Origin of the sequence: Bacteroides sp. AM07-18 (genome assembly GCF_003602695.1) — a bacterium.
GTDB classification, from domain to species: Bacteria; Bacteroidota; Bacteroidia; order Bacteroidales; family Bacteroidaceae; genus Bacteroides; species Bacteroides uniformis.
Genome location: NZ_QTLM01000002.1, coordinates 385,715 through 409,904, shown reverse-complemented (window position 1 = coordinate 409,904; position 24,190 = coordinate 385,715). Strand labels below are relative to the sequence as shown.

The following is a 24,190-nucleotide window of genomic DNA, read 5'->3' as shown; positions in this document are numbered from 1 at the left end:
ATCATTACTTTGAAGGGTTGTTGTCCTTTGATTTATTCTCAGCCGGAGTAGTCTGCTTCGTTTCGGAAACAACCTGCTTGTTCAGAGAATCACTCGTCTGCTCTTCCTCCTTTTTAGGAACGGCAGCCTGGGCACGTACTTTCATACCCGGAGTCAGCTTGTGGAAACCTTCAGTCACAATTTGTTCTCCGGCAACCAGACCACGCTCAACCACCCAATTGTTGCCAAATTCAGGTCCCAGTTCAATGAAACGCTTTTCAACCGTAGAGTCCCGGCGCATCACAAAAATATATGCACCACCTTTCTCAATGGTAACCGCCTTTTGAGGAACGGCGACAGCACCCTCACGTACATCCAGCAATAGCTTAACCTTTGTAAACTGCCCCGGTAACAACACTTTGTTAGGGTTCGGCATTTCGGCACGCACGGAGAATGTTCCGGTCTGAGGGTCCACCTGAGGTTCGGCAAAATCCACATAGCCCTTATAAGGATAGACGGTATTATCCGCCAAAGTAATCGTAATGTTCGGCTGCCAGGAACGTGTAGAGTCCTGACGCCCTATATCGATATTCCGTTCCTTGCTTTTCAGGTAATCCAATGCCGTCATGCTGAAATCTACCAGAACCGTATCACTTTTCACAACCGTAGCCAGCAAGGACTTGCCTCCCGGTCCGACCAATGTTCCCAAATCCACATTTCTTTCACTGATATGTCCCGATAGCGGAGAACGGACCAACGTATATCCCAATTCCAATTCAGCCTGGTCCAAATCGGCCTGGCTCATCGCTACTGAGGCTTCTGCAGTCTCGTAAGCAGCCTGGGCATTGTCCAAATCCAGCTGGCTGGCAGCGTTCTGCGCATAGAGGGGGCGGATACGCTCCAAATCGCGCTTTGCCTTCAATGCCTGCGCTTCATCCTTCTTTAACTGTGCACGAGCTTTGTCAGCCTTTGCCCTATACTGGTCCTGGTTTATCACAAAAAGTACCTGGTTCTTGGTGACATATGTTCCTTCTGCGAAAAGCATATTCTCCAAATACCCTTCCACACGCGCACGTACCTCTACAAACTGCTGAGCGCGAATACGTCCCACGTACTCGCCATATATCTCCACATCTCCTTTTTCCGCAGATTCCACAATCACGGTAGGAGCTTCCGATTCCACCTTCTTAGGCCAAGTCAGAATAACGTAACCTGCCAACAATACCGCCATGCAGGCAACCATCATCAGCAACCTCTTCTTCTTTAGTTTCAATTCTTTTTTCGTAAAAAACTGTCTCATGCTTGTTTGTATATTAAATTTAACCCTGTTTCTTTCTATTAAAGCAAATCCGATGCCAATCTATCACCATCTCATCCATTACGTCTAACAAACTATATATCAAGCAGAAAAGCAGACGGCAGTTCTTTATTCATGGTGGCATCCTCCATTTTTCCCTGTGGAATGTGTCCACAGTTTGTGGAATAATTCCACAAAACCACTAAATTAAAAACACATAAAAAACCTTTTTTGCTCTACACTAACAAAGAAAAACATTATCTTTACCGAAAATAATTCAGATTATTCATTTTAAACGTAAAGATTATGGCAAGTAGAAAAGAACTAAAGAAGAATATAAACTATATTGCAGGTGAATTGTTCACAGAGTGTCTTGTAAACAGCTTATATGTGCCTGGAACAGACAAACAAAAAGCCGATGAACTGATGGCTGAAATTCTGAAAATGCAAGATGAATTCATAAGCCGCATCAGCCACACCGAGCCAGGAAATGTAAAAGGTTTCTACAAAAAACTTCGTGCTGACTTCAATGCAAAAGTAGACGAAATTATTGACGCAATGGGCAAACTGAAATAAGATGAAGAAAGCCTTTTATAGCTTCATTTATTATCGCCTGCTGGGCTGGAAGACAAACGTGACGGTGCCCGACTACGACAAATGTGTAATTTGTGCGGCACCCCATACTTCCAATTGGGACTTATTTATCGGTAAATTGTTTTATGGTGCCATCGGCCGCAAGACCAGTTTCATGATGAAAAAGGAATGGTTCTTTTTTCCTCTGGGACTGATATTCAAAGCCGTTGGCGGCATTCCGGTGAACCGGGGACGTAAATCTTCCTTAGTGGACCAAATGACCGAAAAGTTTGCAAACAGCAAGCATTTCCACCTGGCTATTACACCGGAAGGAACCCGTAAAGCCAATCCCAACTGGAAGAAAGGTTTTTATTACATAGCACTTAAAGCACAAGTGCCCATCATGCTTATCGGGATTGATTATCCTTCCAAGACCATCTCCTCTACCAAGGCTGTCATGCCTACCGGAGACATCGAAAAGGATATGCGCGAGATAAAACTGTACTTCAAGAACTTTAAAGGAAAAAATCCCGAAAATTTTGATTTAGGAAATATCTAATCAGGTATTAAGCATTAATGCCATGCGAATAAGCATCTTGCAAACAGACATCGTCTGGGAAAATAAACAAGAAAATCTCCGTCGTCTCCGCGAGAAGTTAGAAACTCTTCGTGGAACAACGGAGATTGTTGTTTTACCGGAAACATTCTCCACCGGCTTTAGTATGGACACCGCCAGCTTGGCCGAACCCACAACGGGAGAAACCATAGCAACACTGCGCCAATGGTCCGAAGAGTACCGGCTTGCTCTTGCCGGCAGCTATATTGCCTGCGAAACAGCCTCGGAAGGCGGAAAGCCATCCTACTACAACCGCGCATTCTTCCTTACGCCCGAAGGCAATGCTTACTATTACGACAAACGCCACCTCTTCCGGATGGGGCACGAGACAGAACATTTCACCCCCGGCAACCGGCGTCCCATCATCCGATATCGCGGCTGGAATATACTGCTGCTTGTATGCTATGACCTTCGTTTCCCGGTCTGGAGCCGCAATACGAGCAATGAATACGACCTCCTGATTTACGTCGCCAACTGGCCCATTCCCCGCCGGAAAGTCTGGGACATCCTGCTGCAAGCGCGCGCGCTGGAAAACATCAGTTATGTCTGCGGTGTCAACCGTATCGGCAAGGACGGCAGAGACATTCCACACAGCGGAGGCAGTGTGGTCTACTCTCCGAAGGGGGAAGTGCTTGCCACTGTGCCCGACAACGAAGAGGCGATTGCCACCGCCTCCCTCAACCTTTCCTCCCTGCAGGAGTTCAGGCTAAAGTTTCCCGCTTGGAAAGATGCGGACGAGTTCGTTATTTCTTCAAATAATAGTTCACAGTAGTCACTACACGTACGCTTTTTATATAAGGAGTATAGGCATCGCGGTCACTTATGGAGAACTGCCCTTGCGAGGCATTGCGGATTTTCCCCAGTTCACTGTCCGAATCCTTGGCAAACTTCTCGGCTGCAGCACGAGCGTTCTTCGTGGCCTCCTCTATCATTCTGGGCTTCACTTCGTTGAGACCGGTGAATTCATAAGACACATTATATTTATAATCCCCTCCCGTGATGGCAATACCCTGCTTCAAGAGTTCAGCCTGCCCCGACATGAGCTTACGCACCCTATCCACATTCTTGGAAGTGACAGTGATGACAGACGTGGCATTATAACGATAGGCCACGTTGCGGTCAACGTAACGTTCGGCCTGCATATCAATCACTTCGGGCGGTGCAATACTGATTTCCTCCTTCTCAATACCGTTGTTTTCAAGGAAACTCACGACGGCAGCGTTTTTCTTCTCCATATTGGCATAAAGCAGTGCAGGGTCATTACCTATGTCTTTGTAGACAAGAGGCCAGACTACCTTGTCGGCAGGCACTTCCATTTCGGCCAGCCCTTTCACACTGACCACACGGTCCTTATTCACAAAATTGTTGATACCGCCTTTTACCATGATTCCCAACAAAAGCAGCCCCACGGCTATGATGGCTGCTTCTACTTTCCAGCTTTTCATACATTGATATTTTAGAGTTTATAAACACACACAAATATAACAAACCCAAACGACAAAAAGTGCGATGAATGGTCTATTTTTATATGATTATCCTCACTTATACCCCAAACGAACGAGACATTATACAAAATGCACCAAATCCTCTTTTTTAGAGTATTTAATGAAAATACCCAAAAGAAGGAGTACATCTTCTCCAAAAAGTACCTATTTTTGTCCTTCGAAACAATGTCAAAGCGACAACATGATTAATTTAATAATTCTAACCCCTAAATCCTATGTTGACCCAACGTAAAATCCATACTCACGGTGGCGGTTGGCCGTGACTTTATGGAATGACCGAAGACACTTTCCGTACAACCGTCAAAACCCATATGAGATATGGGACGACCAGTATTTCTTAATTAATCTTCAGCAATATGCGGATGAACATTGTTTTTCGTATATTTGTTGATTGAAAGAACAGTTCAATACTTAATCATTTATTAATAATAAATTTTATGAAAACCAATCTAAGCTCTCAAATCACTCTCAACAGAGTCTCCCCCAGGTACTATAGACCTGAGAATGCATTTGAACGGTCGGTATTGACCCGACTGGAAAAAATCCCGACTGATATTTATGAGTCTGCAGAAGAAGGCGCCAACCAGATTGCCCTTGACATTGCACAGTTAATCCGTGACAAGCAAAAGGCGGGACGTTTCTGTGTCTTGGCACTGGCAGGCGGTAACTCTCCGCGCAATGTATATGCAGACTTGGTACGTATGCACCAGGAAGAGGGATTAAGTTTCCGCAACGTAGTCATATTCAACCTCTACGAATATTATCCATTAGCTCCCAATGCCATCAACAGCAACTTCAACGCATTGAAGGAAATGCTGATAGACCATGTGGACATTGACAAACAGAATGTTTTCACCCCCGACAGCACCATCGCCAAAGACGCCATCTTTGAATATTGCCGTCTTTACGAGCAGCGCATTGAAAGTTTCGGTGGCTTAGACATCGCTTTGCTGGGCATTGGCCGTGTAGGTAATATAGGTTTCAATGAACCGGGTTCACGCCTGAACTCTACCACTCGTCTGATATTGCTGGACAACGACTCCCGCAATGAAGCTTCCAAGATGTTCGGTAGCATTGAAAATACCCCCATCAGCTCCATCACCATGGGAGTAGCCACCATCCTCTCGGCAAAGAAAATATATCTGCTGGCATGGGGTGAGGAGAAAGCGCAAAAGGTGAAAGAATGCGTTGAAGGTCCGGTAACAGATACTATCCCTGCATCTTATCTGCAGACTCACAACAATGCACATGTAGCTATCGACTTGTCTGCCGCCGCCAATTTGACGCGTATCCAACGCCCCTGGCTGGTAACCTCCTGCGAATGGAACGACAAGCTCATCCGCAGTGCCATCGTCTGGTTGTGCCAACTCACCGGAAAACCCATTCTGAAACTGACCAACAAGGACTACAACGAAAACGGTCTGAGCGAACTGCTGGCATTGTTCGGCTCAGCCTATAACGTGAACATCAAGATATTCAATGACCTGCAACATACCATCACCGGATGGCCGGGCGGCAAGCCGAATGCTGACGACACCTATCGTCCTGAGCGTGCAAAGCCCTATCCAAAACGTGTGGTCGTATTTTCTCCGCATCCCGATGATGACGTTATCTCCATGGGAGGCACCATCCGTCGTCTGGTAGAGCAGAAACATGACGTGCATGTAGCTTACGAAACTTCCGGTAACATTGCCGTAGGCGATGAAGAAGTTATCCGCTTCCTGCACTTCATCAACGGGTTCAACCAAATCTTCAACAACAGCGAAGACCAGGTCATCAATGACAAATATACTGAAATCCGTAAATACTTGAAGGAGAAGAAAGACGGTGACATGGATACACGCGACATCTTGACCATCAAGGGACTGATTCGCCGTGGTGAGGCACGCACTGCATGTACATACAATAATATCCCTCTGGATCACTGTCATTTCCTTGACCTGCCATTCTACGAAACGGGCAAGATACAGAAGAATCCTATCAGCGAAGCAGACGTGGAAATTGTACGCAACCTATTGCGTGAAGTGAAACCCCATCAGATTTTCGTTGCCGGCGACCTGGCCGACCCGCACGGCACACACCGTGTTTGTACGGACGCCGTATTTGCCGCCATTGACTTGGAAAAAGAAGAAGGTGCCAAATGGTTGAAGGAATGCCGCATCTGGATGTACCGCGGTGCATGGGCCGAATGGGAAATCGAAAACATCGAGATGGCTGTGCCCATCAGCCCGGAAGAACTGCGTGCCAAGCGTAACTCTATCCTGAAGCATCAATCGCAGATGGAAAGTGCACCGTTCCTGGGCAATGACGAACGTCTGTTCTGGCAACGCAGCGAGGACCGTAACCGCGGAACAGCTGCCTTGTATGACAGCCTCGGACTTGCTTCCTATGAGGCGATGGAAGCCTTTGTGGAATACATTCCGCTATAAACGGATAAAATATTAACAATAGGATGAGATGTATTGCTCCGGCAATGCATCTCATTTTTTCATGTCTCAGCCTTCTTATATTCCCAAGGAATATTTGCAGATATAAAAACAATCAAATAATTTTGTTACTTATTTATCGAAACGACAAAACTTAAAAACAAACACCATTATGAAAAAGTATGCTATCAACATCCTTGTCATTTTATTCCTACTCACGCCATTTACATTGTTTGCAAATGGATGCCATGCCAATAACGACACCATCAAAGTATTGGCAATAGGCAACAGCTTTTCACAAGATGCAGTAGAGCAATATTTGCACGAACTGGGAGAAGCTGAAGGTATCACCATGATTATCGGCAATATGTTTATCGGAGGATGTTCACTGGAACGGCACGTGCAAAACATACGCAACAACGCTCCGGCCTATGCCTATCGCAAAGTAGAGAAAGACGGGGAAAAAACAGAAACCCGGTCAATGACTATTGAGAAAGCACTGGCCGATGAGAAATGGGACTATATCAGTGTTCAGCAGGCCAGCCCTTTGTCTGGTATCTATGACAGCTACAAAGCTTCCCTACCTGAATTGGTTAACTATATCAGGGAACGAATTGGAAAGGAAACCGTATTAATGGTGCACCAGACATGGGCTTATGCTACCAATGCCAACCACACCGGATTCAAAAACTATGACCAGAACCAAATGAAAATGTACACCAGCATTGTGGATGCAGTAAAGAAAGCCGCCAACCTGGTGGGTATCAAGAAAATTATCCCTTCGGGAACCGCCATACAAAATGCACGTACCTCCTTTATCGGCGACCATATGAATAGGGACGGATACCACCTTGACTTAACCATAGGCAGATATACAGCTGCCTGCACATGGTTTGAGGCATTGACCCATCAGAATGTAACAGAAAACCCATATTCTCCCGAAGGAATGGACCCAATCCATAAGAAAGCAGCTCAAATGGCTGCGCACAACGCCATCCTCTATCCGGACAAAGTTACGGAACTGACAGAACTGAAAAAGATTGCCGATTAATGCTTTTTAATTCTTAAGACTTACTTATATGTCTGCAAAATAATAAAAAGAAAGTAACCCGCTCATCAGTGAAGCTTTCTTTTATGTACTTTTGCACGCACCACCGTCTGGTAAAAGCAGATATTGGCAACTTCAATATTTCATCAGTATGAAAAAACTTATCCTAACCGGCATATGGCTCTTGTGTGGATTCCTCCTTCCGGCACAAGAACTAGAGCAGAATGTGGAAGAACGCCTCCAGACATTCTTTAGGGAATACACCACCCATACGGCCAACATCGGTACCTGCAAGCTGGATAGTTTCCGCATTGACTTCCGGAAGAAGAAATTGCTTGTCTATACAAACGAGCGCTTTGCCTACCAGCCTCTACGGCCTGAAACCGTTGATGCCATTTACCGCCATCTGGGACAAATCCTGCCAGGACCGGTGAACTATTTCGACCTCACCGTCTTTGCTGACGGGAAGAGCATCGAAGAGCTTATCCCCAACCTCTACCGGAAAGGGAAGAAAGACAAGGCACGTCTGTTCAGCCACCTGGAATACAAAGGTACCCCCTGGGTAACCCGTACCTCGCGCCCCTACGACATCACCCGCGGACTGGAAGGACGCCACATCGCCCTTTGGCAAAGCCACGGGAAATATTATATCAATGACAAGGACAAATGGGGATGGCAACGCCCGAGGCTGTTCTGCACTACAGAAGACCAGTTCACCCAATCCTTCATCCTGCCCTACCTCCTGCCCATGCTAGAGAATGCAGGAGCCAATGTATTCACTCCCCGCGAAAGGGACACGCAGAAGCAGGAAGTCATCGTAGACAATGACGGTAGCCTGAGCGGACATGGAGGACAAGGTTCCCTTTATCTGGACGTGAAAAGCCGGAAAGCACGTTGGGAACAGACCTCCCGACCCGGATTTGCCCAACGGAAACGAGTCTATCAAGACAATGAAAACCCTTTCCTCTCCGGCACGGCACGCTTTGCCAAAACTGAAAAGAAGAAAGACAAGGCTTTTGCCGAATGGGTACCCGATATTCCGGAAACGGGAGAATATGCTGTATACGTATCTTACCAAACACTGCCGGGCAGCGTAAGCGATGCCAAATATCTTGTATTTCACAATGGAGGCGTCACGGAGTTCAAGGTGAACCAGCAAATAGGAGGCGGCACATGGGTGTACCTCGGCACATTCACTTTCGACAAAGGCCGGAATGACTATGGCATGGTGGTATTGAGCAACGAAAGCAAAGAGAAAGGCGTGGTCTGTGCCGATGCCGTCCGCTTTGGAGGAGGCATGGGCAACATTGCCCGCGGAGGACAAACCAGCGGCTTGCCCAGATACCTGGAAGGCGCACGCTACTTTGCCCAATGGGCAGGCATGCCCTATCCCGTCTATGGAGGCTATGAGGGAAAGAATGATATGAACGACGACATCAACGTACGTTCCCGTACAGTGAATTACCTTGCAGGAAAATCACTATTCAACCCGACGGAAGAAGGTTTGGGCATCCCCTTTGAAATGAGTATGGCCCTGCATAGCGATGCCGGTTTCAGTAAGGAAGATGAGATTATAGGCACTCTCGGCATTTATACCACCAACTTCAACAACGGCCGACTGCATGCCGGTACAGACCGCCATGCCTCCCGTGACCTTTCGGACATTCTGCTAACGCAGTTGCAGCGTGATATCCGCTCTACCTTCAACGTAGACTGGACACGCCGCAGCCTATGGAACCGCAACTACAGTGAAACACGCCTGCCCGCCGTCCCTTCCACCATCGTAGAACTGTTGTCGCACCAGAACTTCGCAGATATGCGCTTGGGACATGACCCTAACTTCAAGTTCACCGTCGGGCGTGCGCTCTATAAAGCCATTCTGCAATACATATGCAGCCAGCACGGCAGAGACTACGTTGTCCAACCCCTTCCCGTCAGCCACTTTGCCATCCGCTTCGGTCAAAAGAAGAATACTTTAGAGCTTTCCTGGCAAGGAGAGGAAGACCCGTTGGAGCCGACTGCCAAACCACGTGAATACATTGTATATACACGTATCGGTCGTGGAGGATTTGACAATGGCGTACGCGTCAGCTCCTCATCCCACACCGTAAAAATAGAACCGGGCATCGTCTATTCCTTTAAAGTAACCGCCGTAAACCGGGGTGGCGAAAGCTTCCCTTCGGAAATTCTTGCCGCCTACAAGGCAAAGCGTGAAAAAGGACAGATACTTATCGTCAACGGATTCGACCGCATCAGCGGGCCTGCCGTTATAGACACCCCCGATGCGGCAGGCTTCGACTTGTCACAAGATCCCGGCGTACCCTATCTCTATGACATCTCCCTCTGCGGCGCCCAGCAGAATTTTAGCCGGAAGGAAGCAGGACGACGTCTGGGAGAGAGCAGTGACGAATACGAAGGCATGAAAATCATCGGAAACACTTTCGATTACCCCTTCGTACATGGCAAAGCCATCCAGGCAGCCGGAAATTACAGCTTCGTCTCATGCAGCGACGAGGCTGTGGAAAAGGGCATCCTCTCATTAGAGGATTATCCGATAGTGGACTATATCCTCGGACTTGAGAAAGAAGACAATTCCAGCAATCCGGCACGCAATACCTACTACAAAACATTCTCCTCGCCCATGCAGCGCATACTGACTTCCTATTGCCAGTCGGGAGGTCATCTCCTGGTCAGCGGTGCCTATGTAGGCAGCGATATGGACAGCTCGCAGGGCAATAAAGAATTTATTCAGAATATCTTGAAGTACCGGCATGGCAACTCTCTGAAAACAGACGGGGACAAAATCGCTGTCCGGGGACTGGGGCATACCTTCACCCTTCCCCGCCTGCCGAATGAGCAAAGCTATCCGGTCACTTCCCCTGATTGCATCCTGCCCATGTCTCCCGCTTTTCCAGTCATGACCTATGCCATCGGCAACACACCCGCCGCCGTAGCCTATCAAGGCAGTGATTATCGCACTTTTGTCATGGGATTCCCTTTTGAAAGCATCCGGGAAGAAACATCCAGAAATGTAATTATGGCATCCATACTCCGCTTTCTCACCACAGATTACACAGATTAACACAGACAAAATAGCAATCCCTATAAATAATCTGTGAAAATCTGTGTAATCTGTAGTGAAAAAACTATCTTTGCTTCCATTAATCATTAAACATTAACCACTAAACATTAAACATCATGTACACTATACAAGCCAACCCCAGCGGAACCCGTAGTTTAGAAGTTTCTGAAGAGAATCTTGTCACCATCGAGAAATACGGCCTCTTCCGCCATCTCATCGACAGCAACGGTATTGTGGACGAAACCGTGCTCGACAAGTTGAAACTGAACATCCGCTCCCTCATCGCCGCGCAAGAGGAAGACAGCAAAGACCTGCTCGACCTCTGTATCGACGTTATCTATCACAACAACATGAAGGCCTTCGGACTACAACAGCTCATCAAGCTCTATCTGCAATGGCTTTCCCAACAAGACACCATAGAAGAAGAATAAATGAAAACCATCGACACCTGCGGACAACAGCATTACAGCCCTTTAATCCCTGCCATCAAGGCCATGTGCGAGGCCGGAAAAGGCGAGAAGCTGGAAATCATCATGGACGACGCTGCTGCCTTCAATGACATGAAAGAGTATCTTTCCGAACAGCAGATAGGCTTCCGTGAGATTTACGACGGAGAACGGATGACATTACAGTTTTTAATGTGCAAATGAAAGAATATCGCCTTACAGACTGGCTTCCTACTACCAAGAAAGAAGTGGAACTACGTGGTTGGGACGAATTGGATGTAATACTTTTCAGCGGTGACGCCTACGTGGATCACCCTTCTTTTGGAGCCGCTGTCATAGGCCGCATCCTCGAAGCAGAAGGATTGCGCGTAGCCATCATCCCCCAACCCAACTGGCGCGACGACTTGCGCGACTTCAAAAAACTGGGACGTCCCCGTCTGTTCTTCGGCATCAGTCCCGGCTGTATGGATTCGATGGTCAACAAATATACTGCCAACAAACGCTTGCGCAGTGATGACGCCTATACCCCGGATGCACGTCCGGATATGCGTCCGGAGTACCCTTCCATTGTATATACCCAGATATTAAAGAAGCTATTCCCCGATGTCCCCGTCGTACTGGGCGGCATCGAGGCAAGCATGCGCCGCCTGACGCACTATGACTATTGGCAGGACCGTGTACGCCCCAGCATCCTCCTCGACAGCGGAGCCGACTCACTCATCTACGGTATGGGAGAGAAACCGGTGGTGGAACTTGCGGAAAGGCTGAAACGCCAACAGACACAGATGGACGCCCCAAGCTTCAAAAAGCTCATCGCTGATATTCCCCAAATGGTTTACCTTGACAAGGAAGTAGTGGTACAAGAAGGGGATATCACCCTCTTTTCCCATGAAGAATGTCTGAAAGATAAAAAGAAAGAAGCTGCCAACTTCCGTCATATCGAGGAGGAAAGTAACAAATATACAGCATCCCGCATCTTGCAAAAGAGCGGCAAGCTGACGGTAGTAGTCAATCCTCCCTATCCCCCTTTGACGGAAGCTGAACTCGACCGTTCTTTCGACTTGCCATACACGCGCCTGCCCCATCCCAAATACAAGGGAAAACGTATTCCGGCATACGACATGATAAAGTTCTCCGTCAACCTGCATCGCGGATGTTTCGGAGGATGTGCCTTCTGCACCATCTCCGCACACCAGGGCAAATTCATCGTAAGCCGCAGCAAGGAGAGCATTCTGAAAGAGGTGAAAGCCATCACGGAGCTGCCAGACTTCAAGGGTTATTTGAGCGATTTGGGAGGCCCGTCGGCCAATATGTACCGCATGAAGGGACGGGATGAGGCCGTCTGCAGGAAATGCAAACGCCCGTCGTGCATCTACCCCAAGGTATGCCCCAACCTGAATACGGACCACCGTCCGCTGCTCGACATCTATCATGCCGTAGATGCCCTGCCCGGCATCAAGAAGTCCTTCATTGGCAGCGGTGTACGCTATGACCTGCTGCTGCACCAGAGCAAGGACCCGAACACTAACAAAAGTACGCAGGAATATACCCGCGAGCTCATTGCCCGCCATGTCAGCGGTCGCCTGAAGGTAGCACCGGAGCATACGTCAGACCGCGTGCTCAACATCATGCGCAAGCCTCCGTTCAGCCAGTTCGGTGAGTTTAAGAAGATATTCGACAGGATTAACCATGAAGAAGGACTACGCCAGCAGCTTATTCCTTATTTCATCAGCAGCCATCCCGGATGCAAGGAGGAAGATATGGCGGAACTTGCCGTCATCACCAAGCGACTGGACTTCCATCTGGAGCAAGTGCAAGACTTTACCCCTACTCCCATGACCGTTGCCACCGAAGCATGGTACACGGGCTTCCATCCTTATACGCTGGAACCGGTATTCAGTGCCAAAACGCAGCGCGAGAAACTGGCTCAACGCCAATTCTTCTTCTGGTACAAACCCGAAGAGCGCAGGAACATCATAAACGAACTGCGCCGGATAGGACGGACGGATTTGATAGACAAGCTATACGGGAAACGATAAAAATACGATATTTCCAAGAAACTCACAGCAACTGCATGAAACGATTCCTCCTCCTCTGCCTATCCCTACTCCCCATCGGAGCGACAGGTCTGCTGGCACAAAGCGAATGCCTGCCGCAAAATTACAGTATCATCTTCGGTGGCGGTGTATCCTTACCTCATGTAGAGGGAAACCGTAACGACTTCTTCAGCAAGAATGGCAACCGGGTGGGATATGACCTGATGACAGAAGGCCGCTACTACATCACGCCCCTATTTGCCGCAGGACTTCAATATGACTATCTACGCATGGCACGCCTGCCGGATAAGGCACATCTGCACTGCATACGCCCCAACATCACATACCGGCCCTTGTGGAGCAACGGGAATCAAGGACTGTTCCTCTCGTTCGGCATCGGGTATATGAACTATCAGGAACGGACATATAAACGCGGTGAACGGAACGGACACCTTTTCCATAAAGGATATTGTGGAATAACTTTCGCAGCAGGCTATGAGTTCCGCATCAGCCGTAAACTCTCGGGTATGATTCGCTGTGATTTCCTGACAGCAGACTGGTTTGCCAACCCCGATGCACGACTTTATAACACAGACGGGTATGATGACGGAGTAGACCATAGCTGGTTCAAAAACAACATCACTTTCTTCAATTTGGGATTCGCCTTGCAGTTCGGACGTTAGTGGCAGGAGTGGCAACAGTTTACTCTTCCACCTGCATTGCCACTACCTCCTGCAACACACAGACAGCTTCTTCTACCGTCTTGACATCCTTCACCAACATACTCCGTTTGTTGTTCTGTTCGCGCAGGTCACAACGCCGGGTGTACTTCATCATGTAGGCAATGACCTTACCGAAAGCCTGGCTCTGATAGTACGGGCTGTCCGGATTGGAGACGAAGAACAGGGACATGCGCCCACCTTTCAGAAAGACTTTCTCCACGCCGAGGCGGGCAGCCAGGCGTCGCAAGGGAACGATGCGCAGCAGTTCTTCCGTTTCGGGAGGAATCGGGCCGAAGCGGTCTTCGAGGCGGGAACGGAAAGCATCCACATCCTTGTCGAGTGTCAATCCGTCCAACTCGCGATAGAGCAACATACGCTCGCTGCTGCCGGTCACGTAATCGGCAGGCAACAGAAGTTCGAGGTCACTTTCCACCTGGCATTCGTCGACAAACTGTTCTCCACTGATGACGCCTCCGTCTGCTTTCAGTTCTTCGGCATAAAGGTCGGCAAACTCGTCGGTCTTCAGTTCGTGCACAGCTTCGGAGAGAATCTTTTGATACGTCTCGTAGCCTAGGTCGGCAATGAAACCACTCTGTTCGGCACCGAGCATATTGCCTGCGCCACGGATGTCAAGGTCCTGCATGGCAATGTGGATGCCACTGCCCAGGTCGGAGAAGTTCTCGATGGCTTGCAGGCGTCGTTTTGCTTCGGGAGTAAGGGAGGACAAAGGCGGTGCCAGCAGGTAACAGAAAGCTTTTTTATTGCTCCGCCCCACACGTCCGCGCATCTGGTGCAAGTCACTGAGGCCGAAGTTCTGCGCCTGGTTGATGATAATGGTATTGGCATTGGGTATGTCGATGCCACTTTCGATGATGGTAGTGGCAAGCAGCACATCGTAATCGTAATTGACGAAATCAAAGATTATCTTCTCCAGTTCGGCAGGCTCCATCTGTCCGTGTCCGATACAGACACGGCAGTCGGGAATGTGCCGCTCTATCATGGCCTTCAACTCAACCAGATTGGAAATACGGTTATTCACGAAGAATACCTGCCCGTTACGGCTCATCTCGAAATTGACGGCGTCGGCAATGATTTCCTCGTTGAAGGTGTGCACTTCCGTCTGGATGGGATAGCGGTTAGGCGGCGGTGTCTGGATGACGCTCAAGTCGCGCGCACCCATCAGCGAAAACTGCAAGGTACGGGGAATGGGTGTAGCCGTCATGGTCAGCGTATCCACATTCACCTTCAATTGGCGGAGTTTCTCCTTGACGGAGACGCCGAACTTCTGCTCCTCATCAATAATCAACAAACCAAGGTCTTTGAACTTAACGTCTTTTCCCAGGATACGGTGGGTACCGATAAGAATATTCACTTCCCCTTCGGCAAGCCCTTTCACTACAGCCTTTGCCTGAGCAGCGGTGCGGGCACGACTCAGATACTCCACCCGGCAAGGCAAACCTTTCAAGCGCTCCTTGAAGGTCTGGAAATGCTGATAGGCAAGTACGGTAGTGGGCACCAGTACAGCCACCTGCTTATTGTCCGCCACAGCCTTGAAAGCGGCACGAACAGCCACCTCCGTCTTGCCGAAGCCCACGTCACCGCACACCAGGCGGTCCATCGGACGGGCACTCTCCATGTCGGCCTTCACGTCGGAAGTAGCCTTGCTTTGGTCGGGGGTATCCTCATAGATGAAGGAGGCTTCCAACTCCCGTTGCAGGAAGCTGTCGGGACTGTATTGGAACCCCTTCTCCTCGCGGCGTTGCGAGTAGAGTTTTATCAAGTCGCGGGCAATATCCTTTATCTTCGTCTTGGTGCGGTCTTTCAGCTTCTCCCAAGCTCCGGTGCCGAGCTTGTTGAGGCGGGGCGCTTCACCCTCCTTTCCCTTGTACTTGGAAACCTTGTGCAGAGAGTGGATGGAGACAAACACCACATCTTCGTTCTGATAGACAATCTTCATCACCTCCTGCGTGGTGTCACCGTTGGGGATACGTACCAGTCCGGCAAAACGCCCCACACCGTGGTCGGTATGCACCACATAGTCGCCGGGGGTGAATTGGTTCAGCTCCTTCAGGCTCAAGGCCACCTTGCCGCTGCGTGCCTTGTCGCTCTTCAAGTTATACTTGTGAAAGCGGTCGAACAGCTGATGGTCGGTAAAGATACAGATACGTAAAGTGTCGTCGGCAAAGCCTTCGTGCAGTGTCCGTTCCACGGCGGTAAAGGATATGTTGTCTCCACGGTCCTCAAAGATGGCACGGATGCGGTCGGTCTGTTTCAGGCTGTCGCTGCATATGTAGATGGTGTAGTGACGGGAGAGGTATTCGCGGAAACTCTCCGCCACCATGTCGAAGTTTTTATGGAAGATAGGCTGTACCGTAGTATGGAACGAGACGGTAGCATCCGGCGTTCCGGTGGGCTTGTTGCCGAACTCCATCCGGCGGAAATCGAGGGCGCGCAGGGTGAACTCGCCACCATCAATCAGCTTGCCTTCCAGCGTGATGGCTCCATTCTCCTCCGACTCACGGGCGGCGATGGCCTGTGGGGTGAGCGATTCGTCGTGCACGGTCTGGATGCGTTCGCGCAACCAGAGAAAGTCGCGCATGGCAAGCAAGCTGTCCGACGGAAGGAAATCGAGGAACGACACCATGCCGCCGCTTCCTTTTTTTTCCAGGCTATGGCTCAAGTCGGGAACTATCACGATGCTTTCTTTCTTCTCTTTCGAGAGCTGTGTTTCCACCTCGAAGGTACGGACGCTTTCCACCTCATCGCCGAAAAAGTCTATACGGAAGGGATATTCGGAAGAGAAGGAAAAGACGTCGATAATACTGCCACGAACGGCATACTGCCCCGGCTCGTAGACGTAGTCCACATATTCAAAACCGTAGCTGCGCAATACGTCCGTCACGAAGTTCATATCCACCCTCTCGCCTGCATGCAGTTTCAGTGTATTCTCTCCCAGTTCCTTACGAGAGACAACCTTTTCGGCCAGCGCATCCGGATAGGTCACCACGCAAAGCCCCTCTTCTCCTTTTTGCAGGCGACTCAGCACTTCTGTACGGAGTATTTCGTTTGCCGCATCCTTCTGCCCGTACTTGATGGCGCGGCGAAATGAAGAAGGAAAAAACAATACCTGCTCTGTCCCCAATATCTGCGTCAAATCATGATAGAAATAACCGGCTTCCTCCATATCGCCCAGAATGAAAACGAGCGGACAAGTAGCCCGCTGAACCAATACAGACGAAAACAAAGAAGCGGCAGAGGCATATAAACCTCCGCAATATAGGTGACGGACAGAGTTATCTTTCAGAAGCCTGCACACCCCCTCTACATTGGGATGGGAAGCATAAGATTGTTGCAGTTCAGTTATATTCATTGCTTTGCGCTTTTTCCCCCGGTATTGCCTCTCATAAGGTATCCTACCGAAATAAATTCGGTGCAAAAATACACAAATAATCTTTAGCTTTGACCTGTCGGCAACTATGTTCTCTGAAATAATCTTTCTGCTGTCAGCCTGCACATCCTTCACCTTTTTTCTGTATCGCCCTATTTATCGGGGAAGGCAATGAAACTTCTTTTCCTCCAATTATGAATAACACAGCCTACACAATCCCTATTCAGGAGTTATGTTACACAAAGTTTATCCCCAGCCTGCGGACATGTATCCCAGGGGTTGGTCTGTCTATCCCAAAGCTTGGGATAGACAGACCAAGACTGAAGAGCACTTTTTCTCCCTATATCTACCCACTTTATCCTTTATACTTCGAAAGTTTTTCTTTAATAGTTTGAATGTTTTCTGTTAATGATTGAAACGGGAATAGCTAAAGATTGAGGCTAAAGTTCAAAGTCAAGCATACGGTTCTTTGATTTAACCTGCATTCCTCATAGTCAGGAGTTAGAAGGAGCTACATAAATGAAAGAGTCGTGGCGCCAGAACTTTGCAAAATCAAGATTTGTGTGAAAATGCTGCCAGATAAAAAAGAAATGTATTACATTTGTTCCCAGTTATAACCCCCATTACCTATAAGTATGCAAACATCAGACAGCATTGTCATCATCCCCACCTACAATGAACGGGAGAATATAGAAAATATCATCCGTGCCGTTTTTGCTCTGAAACATGGTTTTCACATCCTTGTCATTGAAGACGGTTCGCCCGACGGAACGGCTGCCATTGTAAAGACCTTGCAGCAGGAGTTTCCCGAACGCCTCTTCATGGTGGAGCGCAAAGGAAAGTTAGGACTGGGTACAGCCTACATAGCCGGCTTTAAGTGGGCATTGCAACGAGGTTATGAGTATGTATTCGAAATGGATGCCGACTTCAGCCACAATCCCCAAGACTTGCCGCGACTCTACCGCGCCTGTTCCGAAGAGGGTGCCGATGTAGCCATCGGTTCACGTTATGTGAGTGGTGTGAACGTAGTGAACTGGCCCATGGGACGTGTACTGATGTCTTATTTTGCCTCCAAGTATGTACGCTTCATCACCGGGCTGCCCATCCACGATACTACAGCCGGATTTGTATGTTACCGCCGCCGGGTATTGGAGACCATCAATCTGGACGGTATCCGCTTCAAAGGATACGCCTTCCAGATAGAAATGAAATTCACCGCCTACAAATGCGGCTTCAAGGTAAAGGAAGTGCCTGTCATCTTCATCAATCGCGAACTGGGCACCTCCAAAATGAACAGCAGTATTTTTGGTGAAGCCGTATTCGGAGTGATTCGGTTGAAATGGAACAGTTGGTTCCATAAATATCCTACCGTAGATAAGGAGATGAAGTGATAGGTGATAGAGTGATAGGGGTTTACTATAATATTAGGAAGATATGAAAAGAACATTGATACATAACGCTACGATTGTCAACGAAGGACAATCCGTGAAAGGTTCCGTAGTGATAGAAGACGGGCGCATTGCAGAGGTACTGACCAACTGGAAACCTCTCTCCGCCCCTTGTGACGAGACCATAGATGCCACCGGATGCTATCTGTTGCCTGGCATCATCGACGACCATGTACATTTTCGCGATCCCGGGCTGACCCACAAAGCGGACATCCTCACCGAAAGCCGTGCGGCTGCCGCAGGTGGTGTGACCTCCATCATGGATATGCCCAATACAAATCCGGTGACCACTACGCTGGATGCCTTGAACGCCAAACTTGATTTGCTGAACGAGAAGTGTATCGTAAACCATTCCTGCTACTTCGGCGCAACAAACGACAATTACAGCGAATTCGGCAAGCTGGACAAGCACCGCGTCTGCGGTATCAAGCTATTCATGGGCTCCAGTACCGGAAACATGCTGGTAGACAAGATGAACAGCCTGCTGAACATCTTCAACGGTACAGACATGCTGATTGCCGCCCACTGCGAAGACCAGGAAACCATCAAGAACAATATTGCCAAGTATAAGGAAATGTTTGCCGGAGAGAATGATATTCCCATAGGCAAGCATCCCTACATCCGCTCCTCGGCAGCATGCTATGCATCTTCTGAGCTGGCAGTACGGCTGGCAAGGATTGCCGGTGCACGGCTGCATATTCTGCATGTGTCCACAGCCAAGGAACTGCAACTGTTCAATGACTATTCACTTTCCGAGAAGCATATCACCGCCGAAGCATGCGTTGCCCATCTCCTCTTCACGCTCAGTGACTATCGCACGTTGGGCACACGTATCAAGTGCAATCCTGCCATTAAGAAGCAAGCCGACCGCGATGCCCTGCGTGCAGCCGTCAACTCCGGCCTGATAGACGTTATAGCCACCGACCATGCGCCCCATCTGCTCTCCGAAAAAGAAGGAGGTGCCTTGAAGGCCATGTCCGGCATGCCGATGATACAGTTTTCGCTTGTCAGCATGCTGCAACTGGTAGATGAGGGAATATTCACACTCGAGACCATCGTTGAAAAAATGTGCCATGCTCCCGCACAAATTTACCGCATCAACGAGCGCGGCTATATCCGTGAAGGTTACCGGGCAGACCTTGTGCTGGTACGCCCCGATGCCCCGTGGGAAGTGACAGCCGACAAAGTTTTGAGCAAATGCGGCTGGAGCCCATTGGAAGGGCATACCTTCAACTGGAAAGTGGAAAGGACTTTTGCCAACGGACATCCCGTTTATAGCGACGGCATGGTGGACGACGCTTATCGTGGCGAGGAACTGAGATTTGGGGAGTGAAGGCTAGGAATTAAGGATTAGGGATTAGGGATTAAGGATTAAATGGGATGAAAAGGACAATACTGGCACCGGGGCATGAATTGCTTTCGTATCGGATTCATGAAGTAACCCCTTACATCAACTGGATTTATTTCTTCCATGCCTGGGGCTTCCAGCCTCGCTTTGCGGCTATAGCCAACATCCATGGCTGCGATTCCTGCCGTGCACTTTGGCTGACAACCTTTCCCGAGGAGGAACGTACCAAAGCTTCCGAAGCCATGCAGCTCTTCAAGGAAGCCAATAGAATGCTCGGCCGACTGGACGAAACAATCTCCATCCATTGCATCTTCAGGCTTTGCCAGGCAAATGCAGACGGAGATAACCTCTTGATAGAAGGAACAACCTTCCCACTGCTCCGCCAGCAGACACCCCAACCCGATGGCGGTCCATTTCTCTGTCTGAGTGATTTTGTACGTCCCCTCTCTTCGGGCACGCCCGACATCGTAGGACTTTTCGCCTCTACCATCAGTGAAGAGGCCGAAGAGACTTACAAGAACGACCCTTACAAACATCTCCTTGTACAAACCTTGAACGACCGCCTCGCCGAAGCCGCCACAGAAAAGATGCACGAATATGTCCGCAAGGAGGCTTGGGGCTATGCCCCCGACGAATCCTTGTCCATTCCGGATTTGCTGGTCGAGAAGTACCAAGGCATCCGCCCCGCTGTGGGATACCCCTCCCTACCCGACCAATCCGTGAATTTCCTGCTGGACGAACTGCTCGGCATGAAACAGATAGGCATCACGCTGACTGAACATGGAGCCATGCACCCTCACTCCTCCGTCTGCGGCATGATGCTGGCACATCCCGCATCCCGATACTTTGCAGTGGGCAAGATTGGAGAAGACCAGCTGGAAGACTACGCCCGCCGCCGGGGAATGCCAATAGGGAATATGCGGAAGTTTTTAGCCACTACAATATGAATAATGTGCTAATGTGCCAATTGGCTGCGCTATATGTATATTGTGCTACCATGCCGCAGGTCATTGGCACATTAGCATATAGGCACATTAACACATTAAAATAATCCTTTTTGAACTGTGATTTATCGCCACACAATGCGACTAACAGTGCAAAAGCAATTCGAAAGAAGCTAAAAGATGGAAAATGCAGAACAAGAGTTTGTATCCGTGGTACGGGAGTATGAGCGCGTGATATATAAGGTGTGCTATCTGTACACCACGCCCAATGCTACCCTCAACGACCTGTATCAGGAAGTGGTGCTCAACTTATGGAAAGCATTTCCCAAGTTCCGGCGGGAGTGTAAGATTTCCACATGGATTTACCGCATCGCACTGAACACGTGCATCAGCTTTATCCGCAAAGAAAAGAACATCCCCGAAATCGTCACCCTCACCCAGGAAGCCGACCGGACTGAAGAAACCGACGAGACACAAGCCATGCTACGGCAGCTCTACCGGATGATAAACCGACTGGGACAATTGGAAAAGTCCATCATACTGCTCTATCTGGAAGAGAAAAGCTACGAAGAAATTGCCGAAATCACCGGGCTGACCTTGACAAACGTTGCCACCAAACTCAGCCGCATCAAGGACAAATTGAAAAAAATGAATAAGGAGGAATAAATATATGGAACTGGATGAACTGAAGAAATCATGGAACGCACTGAATGAACAGTTGCAGAAAGAACCGATTGCTGACGAACAGCAGATTACCGAACTGATTGCCGGCTACAAGGCCAATACCCGCAAAAGTCTGGGACGACTCGTAGTCATACAGCGTTTCTCTATCGGAATGGGAGCGGTAGGTCTGGCAGCCCTTCTGCTTATATGGCTGTTGCTGCCCACCTTCGGCTTCAATGAGCAGCTGCAAGGCAAGATTGTCGCTTTACTGGGATTCATCGCTATAAGCATCCTCATAGGCATGTGGTGGGACTGGAAAACATACCGCTGGAACAAGGACACGCGTATTGATGAAATGGGGGTTGCCGAAGTCAGTCGCCGTATGACCACCTTCCGCCAATGGACCAGATATGAAGTGATGGGCATCTCCATTTGGATTATCCTTTTCAATATCCTCAACTATTGGGTGATGGAATATCATCTGGCACCAGCCAGCGTACAAGCCCTACTGATTACCCTTTTCGTAGTATTTGACGCGCTAATTATCTATATTCTCTACAAAAAAGTGATTTACAAACATCTGGACAATATTAAAAAGAACATTGAAGAATTGAAAGATATATGCACCGAGTAACTCTTGTTTTCATCCTTTTCCTTCTCATCCCCGACCTTTACATTTACTTGGTTTATGTAGTAAGAAAAACCAGAAAGGCAGTCCTTCACTGCCTTTATTGGCTTCCCACCTTGCTATTAGCGGCAGGCTATGTTTACTTCATATTCCTTACGGGCGACAATGCGATGTCAAACCATACGCAGGCCATAGGCAGACTGGCAATTACCATCATGCTGTTTGTCTTTCCAAAAACCATATTCATGCTTTGCTCGCTGGTGGGAGTACTGGCACACTTCATCATCCGTCGTTGTCCCCGCAGCCCGTTCACCGCTATAGGACTGGTTTTGGCTGTCGTCAGCTTCTTCAATATCCTTTACGGTACCCTGGCAGGCATCACCCGTTTCGATACAAAAGAAGTGGAATACCGTTCTGCCAATATTCCGGAAGGTTTCGACGGCTACCGCATCGTGCAAATATCGGACATACACATCGGCAGTTGGCAAGGCAATCCGGAACCCATCAAACAGTTGGTCGATTTAGTCAACGGACAGAAGCCGGACCTGATTGTCTTCACCGGTGACCTCGTGAACCAGCAGAGCCACGAACTGGATGGTTTCCAAGAAATACTCTCCCAACTATATGCACCGGACGGAGTATACTCCATCCTCGGCAATCATGACTATGGCTCATACTATCACTGGCAAAGCCCGAAAGCAGAAATCGCCAATCTGGACTATTTAATCCGGCAGCAGAAAGCAATGGGATGGAAACTGCTGAACAATGAGCATGACATCCTTCATCACAAAGGTGACAGCATAGCCCTCATCGGTGTGGAAAACGACGGGGAGCCTCCTTTCTCCCAATTTGCAGACTTGCCGCAAGCCATGCAGGGTACGGAAGGGATGTTCCAAATATTGCTCAGCCATAACCCTACCCACTGGAGGCGCGAGGTACTGCCCCGATCGGATATTTCACTGATGCTTGCAGGACACACCCACGCCATGCAAGGCATCCTGTTCGGACATTCCCTTGCCGAACTTATCTATCCGGAATGGAGAGGAATGTACTACGAAGGCAAGAGGGCTTTGTACGTAAATATTGGCATCGGCTATGTAGGACTACCGTTCCGGTTCGGGGCATGGCCGGAAATTACAGTACTAAAATTAGTAAGAGAGAAAGAGTGACGAAATAAGAAAAAGGTATATCTTTGTAGCAATAAAAAATCCGACACCTATGAAGATACTTTATATTATTTATCAGGTTTGCTTTGCGTTGCCCATTTTATTGGTACTGACTATCCTTACAGCATTGGTCACCATCATCGGTTCGCTGATAGGAGGAGCGCATATCTGGGGTTACTATCCCGGTAAAATCTGGTCACAGCTCATCTGCTATATACTGCTTATTCCGGTGGAGGTACATGGAAGGGAGAAAATACACAAACGTACTTCCTACGTGTTTGTGCCCAATCACCAAGGTGCCTTCGACATATTCCTGATATACGGATTCCTGGGACGGAACTTCAAATGGATGATGAAGAAGAGCCTGCGCAAAATCCCGTTTGTCGGCAAGGCATGCGAGAGCGCAGGACATATCTTCGTCGACCGTTCCAGCCCCAAGAAGGTGCTTGCCACCATGCGGCAGGCAGAATCATCTTTGAAAGACGGCGTGTCACTGGTAGTATTTCCCGAAGGGGCACGTACCTTCACGGGACACATGGGGTACTTCAAGAGAGGTGCTTTCCAGTTGGCAGATGAACTGCAACTGGAAGTGGTGCCCGTCACTATAGACGGCTCGTTCGAGATTCTTCCACGCACCGGAAAGTGGATACACCGTCACCGGATGATACTGACCATCCATGAACCTATTCCTCCCAAAGGGAAAGGGGCAGAAAACATCAAGGCAAGCATGAACGAGGCTTATGCGGCGGTGGAGAGTGCATTGCCGGAAAAGTATAAAGGGATGGTGAAGAACGAAGACCAGGACAGATAAAGACATAATGACAAACGGGAATGCCTGAATATCCTATCAAGATATTCAGGCATTCCCGTTTATC

20 protein-coding genes are annotated in these 24,190 nt (G+C 48.9%); 17 read left to right on the top strand and 3 right to left on the bottom strand.

Annotated features, from left to right (window positions below; genetic code table 11):
* Positions 1-4 precede the first annotated feature (4 nt).
* The gene (locus DW096_RS05255; protein WP_005826657.1) at positions 5-1,279 is read right to left on the bottom strand and encodes an efflux RND transporter periplasmic adaptor subunit; all 1,275 of its coding nucleotides are present in this window, start codon (positions 1,277-1,279) and stop codon (positions 5-7) included.
* A gap of 303 nt (positions 1,280-1,582) precedes the next feature.
* Between DW096_RS05255 and DW096_RS05250 the strand changes: the two genes are divergently transcribed.
* The 3 genes from DW096_RS05250 to DW096_RS05240 are packed head-to-tail and all read left to right on the top strand — an operon-like array spanning position 1,583 to position 3,237.
* Positions 1,583-1,852 carry a hypothetical protein gene (locus DW096_RS05250; protein ID WP_005826660.1) on the top strand — a complete coding sequence of 90 codons (270 nt, stop codon included), beginning with the start codon at positions 1,583-1,585 and terminating at the stop codon, positions 1,850-1,852.
* 1 nt (position 1,853) lies between these two features.
* Positions 1,854-2,408, top strand: coding sequence for a 1-acyl-sn-glycerol-3-phosphate acyltransferase (locus tag DW096_RS05245; protein WP_005826663.1), 555 nt, complete (start codon positions 1,854-1,856; stop codon positions 2,406-2,408).
* Positions 2,409-2,430: 22 nt separating this feature from the next.
* Entirely contained in the window at positions 2,431-3,237 is an 807-nt protein-coding gene (locus DW096_RS05240; protein WP_009036814.1) for an amidohydrolase, read from the top strand.
* Here DW096_RS05240 and DW096_RS05235 read toward each other — a convergent pair.
* Positions 3,209-3,910: an SIMPL domain-containing protein gene (locus DW096_RS05235; protein ID WP_005826670.1), complete on the bottom strand. Its 702-nt coding sequence runs from the start codon at positions 3,908-3,910 to the stop codon at positions 3,209-3,211. The two genes, DW096_RS05240 and DW096_RS05235, sit on opposite strands and share 29 nt — an antisense overlap.
* Positions 3,911-4,407: 497 nt before the next feature.
* Here DW096_RS05235 and DW096_RS05230 point away from each other — a divergent pair, with 497 nt between their 5' ends.
* The 7 genes from DW096_RS05230 (at position 4,408) to DW096_RS05200 (ending at position 13,691) form a co-directional block, all read left to right on the top strand.
* The gene (locus DW096_RS05230) at positions 4,408-6,399 is read left to right on the top strand and encodes a glucosamine-6-phosphate deaminase (RefSeq protein ID WP_005826674.1); all 1,992 of its coding nucleotides are present in this window, start codon (positions 4,408-4,410) and stop codon (positions 6,397-6,399) included.
* 169 nt (positions 6,400-6,568) lie between these two features.
* Entirely contained in the window at positions 6,569-7,447 is an 879-nt protein-coding gene (locus DW096_RS05225) for a DUF4886 domain-containing protein (protein WP_005836017.1), read from the top strand.
* Positions 7,448-7,595: 148 nt separating this feature from the next.
* Positions 7,596-10,526: a xanthan lyase gene (locus tag DW096_RS05220; RefSeq protein WP_118930925.1), complete on the top strand. Its 2,931-nt coding sequence runs from the start codon at positions 7,596-7,598 to the stop codon at positions 10,524-10,526.
* A 116-nt stretch (positions 10,527-10,642) separates the two neighbouring features.
* Positions 10,643-10,957 carry a hypothetical protein gene (locus DW096_RS05215; RefSeq protein WP_120028718.1) on the top strand — a complete coding sequence of 105 codons (315 nt, stop codon included), beginning with the start codon at positions 10,643-10,645 and terminating at the stop codon, positions 10,955-10,957.
* A complete protein-coding gene (locus DW096_RS05210) occupies positions 10,958-11,176 on the top strand; it encodes a sulfurtransferase TusA family protein (protein ID WP_005826683.1) in 219 nt (72 codons plus the stop codon). It abuts the gene before it with no gap.
* Entirely contained in the window at positions 11,173-13,011 is a 1,839-nt protein-coding gene (locus DW096_RS05205; protein ID WP_005826685.1) for a YgiQ family radical SAM protein, read from the top strand. Before DW096_RS05210 ends, DW096_RS05205 begins: the two co-directional genes overlap by 4 nt.
* A gap of 35 nt (positions 13,012-13,046) precedes the next feature.
* Positions 13,047-13,691, top strand: a complete 645-nt coding sequence (locus tag DW096_RS05200) for a hypothetical protein (protein WP_005826687.1) — start codon at positions 13,047-13,049, stop codon at positions 13,689-13,691.
* A 19-nt stretch (positions 13,692-13,710) separates the two neighbouring features.
* Here the strand turns inward: DW096_RS05200 and mfd are convergent, their stop codons facing one another.
* The gene (gene mfd, locus DW096_RS05195) at positions 13,711-17,100 is read right to left on the bottom strand and encodes a transcription-repair coupling factor (protein WP_117962602.1); all 3,390 of its coding nucleotides are present in this window, start codon (positions 17,098-17,100) and stop codon (positions 13,711-13,713) included.
* 653 nt (positions 17,101-17,753) lie between these two features.
* On the opposite strand from mfd, the gene DW096_RS05190 reads away from it, so the two are divergent.
* From DW096_RS05190 to DW096_RS05160, 7 genes are all read left to right on the top strand, one after another.
* Positions 17,754-18,509: a polyprenol monophosphomannose synthase gene (locus DW096_RS05190; protein WP_005836010.1), complete on the top strand. Its 756-nt coding sequence runs from the start codon at positions 17,754-17,756 to the stop codon at positions 18,507-18,509.
* 43 nt (positions 18,510-18,552) lie between these two features.
* Positions 18,553-19,899, top strand: a complete 1,347-nt coding sequence (locus DW096_RS05185) for a dihydroorotase (RefSeq protein ID WP_016273385.1) — start codon at positions 18,553-18,555, stop codon at positions 19,897-19,899.
* A 47-nt stretch (positions 19,900-19,946) separates the two neighbouring features.
* On the top strand, positions 19,947-20,861 hold the full coding sequence (locus DW096_RS05180; RefSeq protein ID WP_044467454.1) for a vitamin B12 dependent-methionine synthase activation domain-containing protein: 915 nt from the start codon (positions 19,947-19,949) through the stop codon (positions 20,859-20,861).
* 177 nt (positions 20,862-21,038) lie between these two features.
* Positions 21,039-21,524 carry an RNA polymerase sigma factor gene (locus tag DW096_RS05175; RefSeq protein ID WP_005826701.1) on the top strand — a complete coding sequence of 162 codons (486 nt, stop codon included), beginning with the start codon at positions 21,039-21,041 and terminating at the stop codon, positions 21,522-21,524.
* 4 nt (positions 21,525-21,528) lie between these two features.
* The gene (locus tag DW096_RS05170) at positions 21,529-22,155 is read left to right on the top strand and encodes a hypothetical protein (RefSeq protein WP_005826703.1); all 627 of its coding nucleotides are present in this window, start codon (positions 21,529-21,531) and stop codon (positions 22,153-22,155) included.
* Entirely contained in the window at positions 22,143-23,318 is a 1,176-nt protein-coding gene (locus tag DW096_RS05165; protein ID WP_044467453.1) for a metallophosphoesterase, read from the top strand. The genes DW096_RS05170 and DW096_RS05165 overlap by 13 nt, the downstream gene beginning before the upstream one ends.
* A 49-nt stretch (positions 23,319-23,367) precedes the next feature.
* Positions 23,368-24,126, top strand: a complete 759-nt coding sequence (locus tag DW096_RS05160) for a 1-acyl-sn-glycerol-3-phosphate acyltransferase (protein WP_005826706.1) — start codon at positions 23,368-23,370, stop codon at positions 24,124-24,126.
* The last annotated feature ends 64 nt before the right edge of the window (positions 24,127-24,190 follow it).